Annotated in this window: 17 protein-coding genes, 1 tRNA gene and 1 pseudogene; 10 read left to right on the top strand and 9 right to left on the bottom strand. The window is 61.4% G+C overall.

All coding sequences use genetic code 11. The features are described 5' to 3' along the window. Positions 1 to 25: 25 nt before the first annotated feature. Positions 26 to 102 (top strand) — tRNA-Arg (locus FHS54_RS00085). Here FHS54_RS00085 and FHS54_RS16620 read toward each other — a convergent pair. After that, a complete protein-coding gene (locus FHS54_RS16620; RefSeq protein WP_425057294.1) occupies positions 61 to 1,107 on the bottom strand; it encodes a recombinase family protein in 1,047 nt (348 codons plus the stop codon). The two genes, FHS54_RS00085 and FHS54_RS16620, sit on opposite strands and share 42 nt — an antisense overlap. On the opposite strand from FHS54_RS16620, the gene FHS54_RS00075 reads away from it, so the two are divergent. Beyond that, positions 1,012 to 1,215 carry a hypothetical protein gene (locus FHS54_RS00075; protein ID WP_167301764.1) on the top strand — a complete coding sequence of 68 codons (204 nt, stop codon included), beginning with the start codon at positions 1,012 to 1,014 and terminating at the stop codon, positions 1,213 to 1,215. The two genes, FHS54_RS16620 and FHS54_RS00075, sit on opposite strands and share 96 nt — an antisense overlap. An 84-nt stretch (positions 1,216 to 1,299) precedes the next feature. On the opposite strand, the pseudogene FHS54_RS16615 reads toward FHS54_RS00075, so the two are convergent. The 4 genes and pseudogenes from FHS54_RS16615 to FHS54_RS00055 all read right to left on the bottom strand — a co-directional run. Continuing rightward, positions 1,300 to 1,710, bottom strand: a pseudogene (locus FHS54_RS16615) (recombinase family protein); the annotation flags it as partial. Between the two features lie 228 nt (positions 1,711 to 1,938). After that, complete coding sequence (locus FHS54_RS00065) at positions 1,939 to 3,687, bottom strand: hypothetical protein (RefSeq protein ID WP_167301763.1); 1,749 nt, start codon at positions 3,685 to 3,687, stop codon at positions 1,939 to 1,941. Then, a complete protein-coding gene (locus FHS54_RS00060) occupies positions 3,687 to 4,010 on the bottom strand; it encodes a hypothetical protein (protein WP_167301762.1) in 324 nt (107 codons plus the stop codon). The genes FHS54_RS00065 and FHS54_RS00060 overlap by 1 nt, the downstream gene beginning before the upstream one ends. After that, positions 4,007 to 4,717: a BAR domain-containing protein gene (locus FHS54_RS00055; protein ID WP_167301761.1), complete on the bottom strand. Its 711-nt coding sequence runs from the start codon at positions 4,715 to 4,717 to the stop codon at positions 4,007 to 4,009. The genes FHS54_RS00060 and FHS54_RS00055 overlap by 4 nt, the downstream gene beginning before the upstream one ends. Before the next feature lie 287 nt (positions 4,718 to 5,004). Between FHS54_RS00055 and FHS54_RS00050 the strand changes: the two genes are divergently transcribed. After that, the gene (locus tag FHS54_RS00050) at positions 5,005 to 7,479 is read left to right on the top strand and encodes a MobA/MobL family protein (protein WP_167301760.1); all 2,475 of its coding nucleotides are present in this window, start codon (positions 5,005 to 5,007) and stop codon (positions 7,477 to 7,479) included. 10 nt (positions 7,480 to 7,489) lie between these two features. Here the strand turns inward: FHS54_RS00050 and FHS54_RS00045 are convergent, their stop codons facing one another. The 3 genes from FHS54_RS00045 to FHS54_RS16490 all read right to left on the bottom strand — a co-directional run bounded on the left by FHS54_RS00045 (position 7,490) and on the right by FHS54_RS16490 (position 8,426). Next, a complete protein-coding gene (locus tag FHS54_RS00045) occupies positions 7,490 to 7,987 on the bottom strand; it encodes a hypothetical protein (protein ID WP_167301759.1) in 498 nt (165 codons plus the stop codon). A gap of 109 nt (positions 7,988 to 8,096) precedes the next feature. Next, the gene (locus FHS54_RS16495) at positions 8,097 to 8,228 is read right to left on the bottom strand and encodes a hypothetical protein (RefSeq protein ID WP_279589078.1); all 132 of its coding nucleotides are present in this window, start codon (positions 8,226 to 8,228) and stop codon (positions 8,097 to 8,099) included. Positions 8,229 to 8,291: 63 nt separating this feature from the next. After that, on the bottom strand, positions 8,292 to 8,426 hold the full coding sequence (locus tag FHS54_RS16490) for a hypothetical protein (protein WP_279589077.1): 135 nt from the start codon (positions 8,424 to 8,426) through the stop codon (positions 8,292 to 8,294). 168 nt (positions 8,427 to 8,594) lie between these two features. On the opposite strand from FHS54_RS16490, the gene FHS54_RS00040 reads away from it, so the two are divergent. The 3 genes from FHS54_RS00040 (at position 8,595) to FHS54_RS00030 (ending at position 11,096) form a co-directional block, all read left to right on the top strand. After that, a complete protein-coding gene (locus FHS54_RS00040) occupies positions 8,595 to 9,488 on the top strand; it encodes a 3'-5' exonuclease (RefSeq protein WP_167301758.1) in 894 nt (297 codons plus the stop codon). Between the two features lie 123 nt (positions 9,489 to 9,611). Continuing rightward, a complete protein-coding gene (locus FHS54_RS00035) occupies positions 9,612 to 10,157 on the top strand; it encodes a hypothetical protein (RefSeq protein ID WP_243855534.1) in 546 nt (181 codons plus the stop codon). Between the two features lie 174 nt (positions 10,158 to 10,331). Beyond that, complete coding sequence (locus tag FHS54_RS00030; protein ID WP_167301757.1) at positions 10,332 to 11,096, top strand: 3'-5' exonuclease family protein; 765 nt, start codon at positions 10,332 to 10,334, stop codon at positions 11,094 to 11,096. Between the two features lie 632 nt (positions 11,097 to 11,728). Here the strand turns inward: FHS54_RS00030 and FHS54_RS00025 are convergent. Beyond that, the gene (locus FHS54_RS00025; RefSeq protein ID WP_167301756.1) at positions 11,729 to 11,926 is read right to left on the bottom strand and encodes a hypothetical protein; all 198 of its coding nucleotides are present in this window, start codon (positions 11,924 to 11,926) and stop codon (positions 11,729 to 11,731) included. A 212-nt stretch (positions 11,927 to 12,138) separates the two neighbouring features. Here FHS54_RS00025 and FHS54_RS00020 point away from each other — a divergent pair, with 212 nt between their 5' ends. The 4 genes from FHS54_RS00020 to FHS54_RS00005 are packed head-to-tail and all read left to right on the top strand — an operon-like array spanning position 12,139 to position 13,632. Further along, entirely contained in the window at positions 12,139 to 12,330 is a 192-nt protein-coding gene (locus FHS54_RS00020) for a hypothetical protein (protein WP_007683897.1), read from the top strand. Positions 12,331 to 12,333: 3 nt separating this feature from the next. Further along, a complete protein-coding gene (locus tag FHS54_RS00015; protein WP_167301755.1) occupies positions 12,334 to 12,657 on the top strand; it encodes a hypothetical protein in 324 nt (107 codons plus the stop codon). A gap of 4 nt (positions 12,658 to 12,661) precedes the next feature. Beyond that, positions 12,662 to 13,024: a hypothetical protein gene (locus tag FHS54_RS00010; RefSeq protein WP_243855532.1), complete on the top strand. Its 363-nt coding sequence runs from the start codon at positions 12,662 to 12,664 to the stop codon at positions 13,022 to 13,024. An 8-nt stretch (positions 13,025 to 13,032) separates the two neighbouring features. Continuing rightward, entirely contained in the window at positions 13,033 to 13,632 is a 600-nt protein-coding gene (locus FHS54_RS00005; protein WP_167301754.1) for an SOS response-associated peptidase, read from the top strand. Positions 13,633 to 13,772 lie beyond the last annotated feature (140 nt).

Below are 13,772 nucleotides of genomic sequence, written 5' to 3'. Positions count from 1 at the left end.
TCGCGCAGAATAGAGCCGTCCGCGGGCACCCGTAGCTCAGCAGGATAGAGCATCAGATTCCTAATCTGAGGGCCATGGGTTCGAATCCCGTCGGGTGCACCATTTCCGGTCAGCTTTGGGCACCGCAGCGCCCGAGTTTTGAGATGCGATGACTGCCCTTTCTAGGGCGGTATTTTTACCGGTGATACGGATCGCCCGGTTTCCCACTTCGACGCGTTCAACCAGAAGCTGGACATATTCGCGACGCGCCTGCGGGTCTGGACCCCGCAGCTTCCGCCGAAGGAGATCGCCGAAGTTGGCGATGATCTCCGGTGTGATGCGGCGATCCCCAGCCTCGAGCTGGCGTTCAATAACATCAATATCGGCTTGAGCGCTGATTCGCTGAGCTCGGATGTTGGCGATCTCACTGGCAATGTGAGGATCGTCTGGACTGAAGGTCTTGTTGCGCACGAGCTTGATCACCAGCGCGCTTTCGCCATCCAATGCTGTGACGCGCGCGCGTAAGCGTTTCAACTCCGCCTTACGCTCTGTCACTGCACTGGCAGAGCGATCAAGCCAGGTCTGGAGAAGTGCGTTCAGCCGTTCGGGCTGCGTGAGATGGTCGGCCACGGCTTCAGTGACGATCGTATCGAGCTCCATTCTCGGAACCCATCTGCCTGGGCATTTCGTCGATCCCTTATTCGCCCTGCCCAAGCAGGCATAATAGCTGTGGTTGCCGGATTTACCGGTGCGGGCTCCCATCGTTGATCCGCAACCATCTCCTCCACAGCCACAGACAGCGCGTTTGGTGAGGAGGCTGGTATTTGTCTTCTCCGCATCGACTCCCATTTTCGGATCGCGATCTGCCATCTGCTTGCGGACAGCGTAGAATGTCTCTTCGCTGACGACGGGCGGCACCGGGATGGGGATCCACTCTGTTTCGGGCCTCAACTCGCCGGTTCGTGAGCAGCGCCGGTTATAGAGAACGTAGCCGATGTAAGCGGTGTTAGTGAGGATATCGTGGACCCTGGAGTGGCTGAACTTCTTGCCGCCGATGCGTTCGCCGCGTTGGTTGAGGTGTGCGGCAAGCGTTGTAACACCTACGGGACCGTCAGCCGTGCCCTCCAGATAGGTCTTGAACATATAGCGGACGAGATTAACGGTTTCGGGATCGTGTTCGAGCTTCGTGCGATCCTTGCCGCGCGGCTGGGGCACTGCGTAGGTGCGGAAACCTAGTGGGGGCGTCTGCCCGTTCCAAAAGCCTGCCGCTGCATTTGCGATCATCGTCCGCTTCACATGCTTGGCGTTCTCAGCGGAATGGTATTCGTCAGAAATAGCCAGCATGCCGATAGCCATGTCGGACGCGGGATCATCGCCGAAATTCTGAGTGACGGAGACGATCCTGACCTTCCGGCAGCGCAGCCGATCACGATATTGCATGAAGTGGAGGGCGTTGCGGAACAGGCGCGAGAGTGAATGCACGAGGACGATATCGACTGGATGCTCCTCACTCTCAGCCCATGCGATCATTTCCTGGAATTTAGGACGACTGTCGTCCATCGCGCTGCCGAATTCGGAGTAGGTCCGGGTCTGGATCGCGCCATTGTCTTCGATCCAGCGCTCGTTTGTTCCAATCTGGTCCGGCAACGAAAGATCGTTCTTCTCTTGGCGAGATGTTGACACGCGTGCGTAGATGACGACGCGTTTTCCCTCTAACCCATCACCGGCCATGATCAGAATCTCCAAAAAGAGAGGCAATGTCTGCTCCGAACAAACGGTCGATCAGGGTTGCCTCATCCTCAAGGGTCGACCATGAATCATCGAACCGGGCGCTGACAAGCCCCAACGGCTCCTGGGTGTGGTCCACCCTGGAACGGTGTTTTGCGTTACGCCTGGAAGAGGGCTTGTCCCGGCTCATCAGCCGGGCATCGCAGGATCACCATATGGAGGCTGCGGGGGTTACTCGCTTTTGCGGTCCTTCCTGATGCGCTTCTGCCGATCGCGGATATGCTTCGCATGTATCGGTTCGGTCGATAGCGCAGAAATCTGCTGGCCTATAAGCTGCGCCGCCCTGGCGGCATCGGGATCATCCGTCATCGGCGGGATCGGCGGCTGGTTGTGGCCCGGTTGCCCGTGTTCGGACTTTGGCGCGATACCATATTCCCGTCCGATCAGCGTGACGACATTGTCCGGCACGCGCGCAGCTTGTCCAATAGAAGTTTGGGATAGCCTGGCGGTCGCAAGCGCATGCTGCTCAAGAGCCATGGTTTGAAGCCGGTCATACTGCTCAATGTCATCGCCATGGTTATTCAGCCATAGTTCTGCCTGGCTTCGCGCGGTGTAGCCATATTCAAAAGGCTGCGGGAGCGCGGGGAGCAATGCTTCAGCTTCGCCGAGCATGTCTTCTCCAGACCGTGCGCCCAGATGGTCATCAATGGCCATCGGGCCAGCCGCGAACGGGTGCCACTTTTCAAAGCCGAGTTCAGCCTTTACTTCCTTCGAGAGCATCTCCCCAAGCACTGACAATGCCACGCGCCGATCCTGTTCTGCGACCCAGCCATAGCTGATGACCGCAATCGCCTTGGCGAGAAGATGACGTGGCATGGCGCCAAGATCAGGACCGTGGGACCGGCGCATGCGGTTCCACTGTCGCGCCGTCGTCGCGATCTCCAACAAGCGGACCGCCGCGTTCTTGCGCCATGTCAGTCCCCAGAAGGAGACGGCATCGTATCGTGGAAACGCTTCGCCATGACCCTTTCGATGCATCTTGGCAGACGTCGGATGCCGCATGAACAATGTCTGCAGGTGTTTGGCTTCCGCTGGCGAACTGGGTCGCATGTCGATGGCGTTGTGGACGCCGTGCACCAGCGCAGCATGGGCAGCCTCAGTCTGAATCCAATCGCAAGCCGCTGAAAGACTGCCTTCTGCGCGTAACTCATCCGGCACATCCAATGCGAAGGACTGAAACGGAAGATGGTCGATCAGGCGTTGAATGGCCATTGGCTCCAATTCGGAGCCGGCCATAGGTAGGCGGTCGGCCATACGCTTGATGGTCAATGTCTCGCCATCCACCGACATCTCGATCAGGCCGGCCTGATTCATCGCAGCGCGGGGTAGTTCGGCATAAAGCGCCGCGACAAGGAACGGCGGAAGATAATCCCGCTCCCGTCCTTGCCACAGGCGTTGGACCGAGGCCGGCCATGGGTCGTTCAGCACGCCATAATTATGCGCCAGCGCACCCTGGAAATCCTTGGCGAGCAGCAACCTGAAGAGTTTCTTGTCGCGCTTTTTGACGTCCACGAGATAAAGCGCGAGATCACGCGGCTGGTGACCGATGAGAGCAACCAACCGGTCTGCGCGGCTGCAGAAGGCGGTGATGGCGCTGACCGCAAACGGATCAACACGATTGTTGGCATTGGCATCGCCCGGCCGGATCAGGCATTGCCGCCAGATACCGCCGTGCAGGGCCATGCCGTCCATATCGACATCGAGAATGGGGCTGGCTCCATCAGGCAGCCGTTCGTTGTGCAGGATATGGGGATGCGGCGTGCGCGCGATACCGCGGCCATCCGTCGCCTGGAGCCGGCGCATCTCAGGCTTGTCAGGGATCCAATAATCCCAGCCGCGCCGGAGCGGCGAACCGGGGCCGCTCGTATGAGCGATCCCGGCCATGTGCAATGCAGTCTCGATGTCGCCGATAAAGCCCACTATTGTTCTCCGGTCTCGACGGTGTTGGATGAGAGGGGGAGATCACGAATGTCGCGGCGGACCTGCTCGATGGCCGCCGCGATCTGCGCATCATGTTCGGCGAGCCACTCGGTCTGGATGTTGCAAATCTGCTCCACCGCCTCGGCAGCGTCAGCGAGCCTTGCCCAGTCGTCGCTCGACCCACCGGCACTCATCCCCGCCTCCATCCTCTGAATTGCCTCGATGAAGATGTCCGCCCGCTCGGCGAGGTGCGCGTAATTGCGGAACGTCTCCGTGCGGCCGCCGATCGTCACCGTGCGCGGCGTGTCGAGCACCCCGCTCACGATATCTCTCCCCCGTCCTGAGCGGCGTCAATGCTGGGAGCAGGAGCACCAGTATCGTCAGGGTGATCCAGAGCGGGCGGCATGTCGTCGGTAGTGCCCCTGTTGGCGGCAGCGAGACGGAGGTTGCCGCCGTGCGCCCGCAGCCAGTCATGCGCTTCACCGCGATTGGCGCTCTTAGGCGGGGCGACAGCCAGCGCGTCGGCGGTGCGCAGCATGAGGAGCCACTGCGCCCGGGTCGATTTCTGTCCGCGCCAGCCGCCCTTGTCCGGATTGTCGCGCTCCCATTCGTCGAAGCTGGCGCATTCGACGGCATAGTCGGCCTTCGCGCGTTCGAGGAGGAGCGCATCACCCTTCTTCGTCCAGACGTCGAGATTATCGCGTACCGCCGTCGCCTCCATCTGGATGTTGGTGGTGGAGTCCGGCATTTTGTCGGCATAGGGCGACAGCAACTCGACATATTCACGGATCGGGAGGGTGCGCAGATAGACGCGCGCCGATGCCATCTCACCCGTGTACCCAGCCTCGCGGTCGAGCCAGCCAAGGCTCATCCGGTGCCACTGCTCGCTGCGCGTGGTCGCGTTTAGGCGGGCCTTGGCGGCCCGGACCTTCTGCCTGGCCTGCGCTGCCCTTGCGTCGGCCTTTGCCTTGGCGTCGCGAGCACCTTCGAAGGCGCGGCGACGGCGAAGCTCTTCTGAGTTGAAATCCATTCTCATTCTCCATGCTCGGTGTCGAACATGGTCATCATCGCGATCTGGCTGGATGTGGCTGCGGGGATTACTCCAGATCGTCTGCCCGGTAGGGCGCCGACGGCCGCCGCGACCGCGCAAGGACGAGTATGGCCCGCAGACCATTTGAAGCGAACACGCCAAACCAGTTCCAGACAGGAAGGAAGGCAGTGGGGGGTGGGAATGCGAAAGAAACGTTGACCCCGGTCAACCTCGCTTTTGCTCGATGATCCCACCCCCCATGCATGCGGCGCAAAGGACAGCATGGCGTGCTGCTGAAGACGGAAACAGAAATCTGGGCGCAAGCGGACGCTGCGATCTGCCGCATCTTCATGGCGGGCGATCGCACCGCACGGCGGATGCTGGCCACTGACCGCACGATTGAAGGGGCGCGGCGGAGGTGCGAGGTATTGCGCAAGTTGCGTGCAAGACGGGGCGCCATCGATCATGCCGGCGCTGAACAGGAGGTCGAGCGGTCGATGTCCAGCGCCTGGGGCAAGGCGCTCCACATTCGCATGCCGCGTGCGCGCGAAGCTGCGCCCCAGAGGACGGATGCTAAGAGAAGGTCGGGCACGCCTGGCCGTGCAGCCCGCAAGGCTCAGGTGCAGCCGCGCGCCATTCGCAAATATAAGGCGCCACTGGTTGATGGGCGTGGCCGCGTCGCGCTTTATCTCCGCGTGCGATACATGGGGCTGAAATCGAAGAAATGGCGACCTGGAATATCGGCAGACCATGTCATCTACATCCTGCGCGAAGCGGCGCTGGAAACTGATGGCGTCGATCAGAATGCCGTGTCGCTCACCAACATGGGCAAAACCGTCGAGGAAATTGCTGCCTGCTGGCGCGCCCTGGAGGCTGTGGAAGAAGGCTACCGCGCCAATGCAAAGGTCCAGTATCGCATCGTCTGGAACCTCCCGCATCAACTGACGCCTGCCCAGCGGCATGATCTCGTGAGGGACTTCTGCGAGCGTAACATCGGGCGCCTGGGGCTGCCTTGGGTCGCGGCCGTCCACAGGCCGGACGAAAGCGGTGACGAGCGCAATTATCACGCCCATGTCTGCTTCTCGACGCGCCCGTGCGAACGCATCGGCGATCATCAGTGGGCGATCGCACAGGAGAAAGTGAACGGCCTTACCGATGAGGCTGGCCTGAAGCGTCTCCGCGCTGAGGCGGCAGCGCATATGAATCGGGCTTGCCGCAAGGCTGAGCTGGAAATGAGGTTCACGCATCAGAGCTATCAGGAGCGTGGGCTGAATGCCGAGCGCCAGGCGCACGTTGGTCCTGAGCGCATGGCTGCGCATGATCGCGGCGAGGCAGTCGCCGTGATCGAGCAAAACGCCCGGATCGTTGAACGCAACGAGGCGGCGCGGGTTGCGGACGACACCGCCCATGTCGCTCGCCTGACCGAGCGGCTCATGGATTTCACCGGGGCCAGCCTGAAGGTGATCGACCAGCGGCGCCGCATCGTTGAAGTGTCGCGGCATGTCGGACAGATCCGCGATCACATCAAGGCGGTCGGCCGTGGCCTCGACGGACGTATCGGGATGACGTCCATATCTGCTGCAACGGCTGTCGCGGCGCGGTCGCGTAAGATTGTCGCGGGGATGACGGACAGCCCTGTGAGGGCAGTCAATGCCGAACAACGGGAAAAGGCCGCATCGATTCTCGCCATCGGGCGCGCGATGGCTGCCCGTCGCCAGCATCACGATCTTGTGGAAACTAGACGTATAGCGACCTTGACCTGGGTTCGCACCATCAAGGGCCGTATCCAGGGACAGCGGGATGCCGCTGCACGACTTGAGCATTTGCTTGCACAGCGCGAGCGGACCGCCAGCGATAGACGCGGTGTCGTTGCGATTCACGTGTTGGTGCGCCGCATTGCGGAGCGGGCCAAGGTGTCGCTTGATGGATCGCGTTGGCACACATTGGTCCAGGTTACGGTCGCTATCGATCGCATTGCGAAGGCTGCTCGGGCTATCCCAGCGCGCATGGCTGAGCCTGCGTCGTGCGTGCGCCTTCCGGTGCGCTCTGCCACGGCTGCAGCCATCCGGACTATAGCTGCAAAGATGCGCGGCAAGGGCATGCATGACGCATCCCGCCGCGCTCATCACACGTCGATCGCTACGTCGCTCGCCAATGTCCGGGCCACCCTTGCCGGATATCAGGAAATGCGTGTGGTAGACGATCGGCAGGAAGCCCGGCGCTTGTTGCTTGAGGCCGAGCGTCCGCCGTATGCCACTCGCGACGGGAAGGTCATGCTCGATCTCTCGCGCATGACTGAGGCACAGTCGGCGCTCATCCGAGCCATGGATCGGCAGTCGTGTATCGACGCCTTGGGCGAGCGGATCCGCCGGGATCGCGAGCAGGATGCTGCCCGGCAGCGCGAACGTGCCCGGCAACGCGTCGAGGCGGAACGGATTGCATCGCTTGGCCGTGAGGTCTTGGTATCGTCTGCATCCCTTGCGCTGGCGCAAACTGTATCGACGAGGAAGTGCCAGGATGATGAACGACGAGAGGTTGCGGTCGAGGCCGTTCCGCCCCCATCGGACTGGGCTGCAGTGCGCACGGTCCGTGAACGCGCAATGCGGGACTGGGACGTGGCGCAACAGCGCGACGACCGCGGGCTGGCTCGGCCCGGCAGGTCGTTTGACGGCACGGGGAGCGCGCCTGAAAATATCCGCAGGCAGCCGGCGCAGGGGCCACGCTTCGACCCCACGCGATTGGGACGCGATACAGAACGATGATAGCATCTGATTAGTCATCGCTGCCTATCCGCGCGATCTCATCCTCGCGCGCGTCGCAGGCTTTCACCTCGTCGCGCCCCGCGCCGAACATCCTGCCACGATATTGTGTGCAGTAGCTGCCGAGGGTCTCGTCAGCGAAGCGATACCAGCGTGAAGCGGGACAGCTTTCGCAGAGCGATTGCTCGGCGACCTTGCGCTGTGCTGCAGGCGCATCGAGGACCGCGGGGCGCGTCACGTCGGGATCCGGATGCGGCGGCTTGCCGGAGATCAGATACCGCCGCGCATCACAGTCGATGACGACTTTGCTGCCTCGCTCATACATGACCGATCGGAATTCGGTGCAGTGACATTCCAGCAGGTTGTCACCGAACTTATACCATTGGGCGGCGGGGCATGCTGCACAGACTGGAACCCTGGGCATGTCTTTCAAGAGCGGCAGCGCACTGCGGAGGACAGGGCCGATATGGTGATATCCGGTCTCGAGCATTTCGCGGTCTTCATGGGTCATGGTTCGTCCTCGCGCGCCAGGGGACCGATGGCGCGAAACTCCGCGCCACCGGCTCAGTGACTGTCTTGTGCTGTTGAAGGCCGCGATCCGCAGAACGCGGAGAGCGGCCCTAGTCGTTCAGCGGCCGCCAGATGTCGATCAGCCGCTCGATTTCCGCGTGGCGGCCGAACGCGTTGGCATACTGCGAGCCGGCGAGGTTCAGAAAGGCGAGGATAGAGAGCATGCCGTGCTTGAACATCACAGCCCGGAACTGCGTGCAGAAGCACTCGAGCTGCTCCGTATCGTCGGCAGGCGCTTGAGGTAGCTACCACTGCCCGGCCGGGAAGATCGCGCAGTCTGGCAGCCGGGCCATCTCCTCCACGAGATAGAAGGCGCCCAGAAGGGTCGGCCCCAGCCATGTGCGCGCGTCGTCCAGCCGGTCCATATCATCATCGGTCATGGCCGTGACTTGGCACTACCGCGTTAAGGAACTGCTTACGTGCACGCCGGAATGCATTGGCATGCAGTCGCATTGGAAACGGCCGGACCCTGAAGGGCTCTTGCGATCGGGGTGATAGAGAGGAAAAGCCTTCTTCTCGTCCCGGTCGGTCCAACAGGAGTATCGACTATGACCATCTACAATCCAGCAGGCGAAAGCACCGGCAGCCAACCTTCCCGCCAAGACACCGGCGACTGGGACATCCGCATCCTGCGCAAGGTCGGCGACCTTGCCGACATCCCGGTCGGCGACGCGCCACACGGTGAAATCCGGCGGGTCGCCGTCATCGACACCGAGACCACCGGCACCGATCCGCTGCATGACGAGATCATCGACCTTGCCTATGTGGTGTTGCTGGTCGACGGGCGCGGCGAGATCGTCGGTATCGAGCGGGAGGCACAGGCGCTGCGCGATCCCGGCATGCCGATCCCGGAGCGCATCAGCCGACTGACGGGGCTCACCGATGCCCATGTCGCGGGGCTGACGTTCGACTTGGACAAGGTCCAGGGGGTGCTGTCCGACGTGGACGTGTGCGTTGCCCACAACTGCCAGTTCGACGCGGCGTTCCTGCGTCACCTGCTGCCGGCCACGGCCGAGATCGCCTGGGCCTGCAGCGCGCGCGATTTCGACTGGCTGGTTGATGCGGGGCTCGACGGCCGATCGCTCGGGCATCTGCTCATGCAGATTGGGTTTTTCAGCGAAGCGCATCGGGCGATGGCTGACGTGATCGCGCTCATCCACCTGCTTGCGCACCGGCTGTCGGATGGCGGCACGGTGATGGGCCGGCTGCTTGCCAACGCGGAGCGGGAGACAGTCCGGGTCGAAGCGACTGGCGCGCCGTTCGAGAAGCGCTTCGAGCTCAAAGCCCGCGGCTATGGCTGGGACGCACAGGCAAAGGTCTGGTGGATCGAACTACAGCCAGACCAGGTGGAGGCCGAACGCCTTTGGTTGGGCCGGGCGGTGACGCCGTGGGGACCATCGCCACGCGCACGCGCCATCACATGGCGGCAGCGCCATCGCTGATCGCCTTTGGCGCGCCGCATAGCGGCGCGCCATCCACCATCGAAGAGAGAAGAAATGAGCCTCCGGGGAGAGCGGAAAAAAGGCTCCGGTCCACGGGCCGTCACCAACAGAAGGAATGCAAAAATGAATATAACGATGATACAACTGCGCCGTCAGAACTTCATGCTGGCAGTCCGCCGCGAGATGGGCTGGCCGCTGTTCAAGCCGGCCAATGACGCTATCCTATTCTGTGCCGGCAGGACGATGGACTTCGAGGCCGGCATGGAGCTGGCGCGGATCGTGCAAACCCTGCGCAAGGACGCGGTCTACAGCAGCTGGGCCAACGCCACATCCGTCGAGCCAGATGGGTTCACAATCGTCCACCGGCAGATGCTGACGGTGGACGTCTTTGACCGCTGCGTGCCGTTTGCTGCGGATGAGGCAGCGCCCATCATCTTCGTCTCCACGCGCGGGGACGAACAGTTTGCTGTGGATGCGCGTGGTTCGATGGCGCGTATCGCAGGCAAGCCCAAGAGTATCGGTCGGGGAAGGAAGCTCGCCCTCAAGCGCATCCGCGCGACTGCGGCGCAAATGGATGACGTCTTGCTCGCTGACAACATGTGGGTGCCGACAGGCGGTGAAATCGTCGAGCCTGTGACGCTGGTCGAGACCGTGGTCCAGTTCGCCTAAACCGCACCGCCTCAACTTTATTGGTGGGAACTGGACGCCACCTGCCCCATCGCAAGACGGCCATCGACTTCCGCTGACGATGCGGCAAGGCCGTTTCGCATTCCGCTTGCCACTCTTTTTATTATGCCGAAGGCCGCCCCTGTGCGGCCTTCGGCGCATCTGGAGCAGTCCATTATGGCCGCCTTTACGTTCTTTGACACTGAATCCGCTTGGGATGAAGATCTGCACGAGGCCTATCGTCGCATCGATCCCAAAGTGCAGCCACATCACCGCTTGGGCTCGAAACGCATTTTCGCTGCCGCTGCCCTCGACCTTACCCTAACCGACAATGGGCAGATTTCGTGCGACGCCGTCCACAGCTGGACGGAGCATGACCATGGAGACGAGGAGGCGGTGGTGTCCGGGCTTTTCGATCACCTTAGGGCCCGGCCGGACCGCGTAGCAGTTGGCTATGGCAGCATTGCCGCCGATGTTCCCCTGCTTCTGGCAGCTGCCATGCAACATGGTATCGTCCTGCCGTCCCAATTCATCGAGCGGCGTTCCTTTTCGAGGTCCGCGCTGCATCCGCATACCGATGTCGGTCTCGTGCTGAAGGGCGGTGGCAAAACCTGGCATCATATGGCCGAGGTGGCTTTGCGCTTGGGATTGCCTGTCGATCTGCTCGATACAAAAGCGCGGGTCGATTTTCCGCGGACCGCCGATCAATGGCAGGAGGTGCGGGCGCATGTAGAACTGGACGCCGCACTGGTAGGGATCGTTATGCTGGCATGGCTAAGGACGCAGGGGCAGGCGTGCCTTCAGCCGACGACAATGATGATCGCCGTTTTGGATTGGATCCGCCGCAACGGGCATATGACTGCCAGCATGACTGACAAGATTGCGACGTCCTGTTCAACGCTCATCGGACTGGTCGAGGAAAGTTATTTAAGCGCGGCGTAACGAAGATGACCCAGCGCAGCACCTGCATGTCATTGACTTGCTTGCCTCCCTAGTTCCTCGAGAAAGAGTGGGGAAGACGCGTGCTCTCCCGTCACCGGGCGCTGGCCGGACTCCGCCTCTAGGCAATCGGCATAGAGCCGCGTCTGTTCCTGGCCTTCGCGCGGGTCCGCCTGCGCGAATGACGTGGCGGTTAGGCCTGACTATGCCGCGGCGACAGACTGCCTTGGCTTGGACGGGGCGACGTTTGAACCAACCTCCGGCAGGCAATCAACGAGACCCAGTGAAATTCCTTTGGGCAATATGGATGCCAGTCATGGGTCTACCACAGGCTGAGTTGGAGCACCGCTCATGGTGACGACTGCCCGCGCATTCATTGCGTGGGTACTCGTTCCCTGAAACAACGCATTGGGGGATTGTATTCCAAGCCAGTTATGAGCGTGGAGCCGCAATCTGATAGTCGATCTTCTTTCGGTATGATCCCCCTAGACAATTTGGTCGCTCGAAAAGAAAATGGCCCCGTCGGAGCAAGCTCAACGACGAGGCCGAGGTTCAGGACCGCCCAAGGGGAACAGGCGGCAGATCCAATATTAGGTCGCGATCATGACTGCGCAATGACCCGGCCAGCGACTGCGTCAGTAGGTAGCCAGCGGTTTGTCTGACTTGCGCACCAAGCGGTAGGCTCCAGCAGCGACGGCCGCCAGCAGCCCCAGCTTTGCCACGGTCTTCAACGCACCCGACGCCGCATAGCCAAGGATTGCTCCCTTCACGCCGCTGTCACCGTCCCGCCGGTCGATCGCTGCTCCAACTGCTGTTCCGATCAGATTTCTCATTCGTCGTTTCTCCAATTTGCCTGAGATGAGCGCATGAGCCATGCCAAGGTTCCTCCGCCCCACCAGACCGCGCCGCTCTCCATAAGTTTGCCACGCTCGTTAGAATTGCCGCCACGCCCATCAGGAACGCGCCATCGATATTCATCATTGCCGACTCCTTTCCTGTGAGGCATGTTCCACATTTGTTCTCGTGTAGGAAAGGTGATTCTGCGATGGCAGAGCAGACCCCCAATCAGGCGCCACTTCGCAGTGCGGCCAAGGCGATCTACGACACCGTATATCCCTCGTCGGAATGGACGCCGGTGCCCTTCGATGAGGCTGAGCGCCTTCAAACCGTCCACTATCGCAACGCCATCGCCGCTGCCCGCTATTTTCAGCCGGTCGAGCAAGGCGCGCTGTTGTGATTCATGGCCCGCTATCGCGATGGGCTGAAGGTGGCGACTTGCATCTTCGAAGGCGCGGCCTGGCACTATTCGGTGAGGGTTGCCTGCCAATGCGGCAGCGAGGAATTCTTTGACGCTCACGGGCTTTGGTGGAAGTTTCAACGGAAAGGCTGGAGCGATGACTTCCGGGACGCCAGGCGACGCTTCTACTGCAAGGCCTGTATGGAACGGCACGGCCGGAAGGTGCGTCCAGCTGTCATCGAAACAAGCAGAGAGACACCGCGCTATTGCTTTCCACTGCCGGATGAGCGGGAATGGAAGCGCGCGGTGAACCGCTTCAGAGGATAGGATCATGAGCTACAAAGCTGTCCCAGAAGAACTGTTCGACATTCCCGACAATCTGTCACCCGGGGAATATCGCCATGTCTGTGCGCAGGTGGCCCTTCAGGCTGTTACCTATGCCATGGGTTCGCGCGAGGTGAAGGAAGGCCATGCCTCCATCGCGATGCCGATGCTGGCCGAAGCGCTCGCTATGGGTATCGCCATGCTGATCACCGCCGACATGTCCAAGCGAACGCCGCGCGACATCCGCCTGGCGGGTGAACATTTTGGCAAGCTGATCGGCGGATTTGCCACGATCCTGCACGATGGCGAGGACAGGACAGGCAGTCAGCTGCTGGATATGTTGGGGGTGATGCCGACCAAGCTCAATTAGGAGCGACCATGTGCAATCTTTATAAAGCCCGGAGCAGCGCCGAAGAGCTTGCCCGTCTGTTCGGCGCGCTTCCTGATCCAGCCGACCAGATCGCGGTCGAAAAGGATTATGTCGCTCCGAGCAAGCCCGGCCATGTTGTGCGGGAGCAGGAAGGCCAGCGCATTTTGTCGGCGATGAGCTGGGGATTTCCGTTTCAGGGTCGGCCCGTCACCAACGTGCGTAACTACACCAGCCCGATCTGGAAATCCGCATTGGCCAATCCGACTCGGCGCTGCCTGGTGCCGGTCACTGAGTTCCAGGAATGGTCGGTCGAGCCGATGCCCGACACAGGCAAGAAGAAGCCCTTCTGGTTTCGCGTCCCCAGCCAACCGGTTTTCGCCTTCGCTGGAATTTGGCGGCCAACAGAAAGCGTCCCGGTATACTCCTTCCTGACCTGCGGATATGATGGCGATGCTGCCACCCACGTGGTCGGCGCGATCCATCCCAAAGCCTGTCCTGTCATCCTTCACCCGGAGGACTATGATCGTTGGCTTCAGGCGGATCTTGACGATGCGCTGTCGCTCGCCTGCGCCTACCCCAGTCAGCTGATGGCCGTCGGTGACGTTTGATTTACGTAACGAAGCTAAGGCCCTAATCCCATCCAATGTCTAATGTCGTCAAATTCCGCCGCCGCAAAAAGGCGCCCCGTTCGCCTGTCATGCTGGCAAGCTTCGCCATCATCGGCATCGCCGGAGGACTCGCCTCGCTC

The organism is Sphingobium vermicomposti (assembly GCF_011762025.1).
Taxonomy (GTDB): domain Bacteria; phylum Pseudomonadota; class Alphaproteobacteria; order Sphingomonadales; family Sphingomonadaceae; genus Sphingobium; species Sphingobium vermicomposti.
The sequence above is the reverse complement of the archived record's forward strand: the minus strand, read 5'-3'. Positions and strand labels throughout refer to the sequence as shown.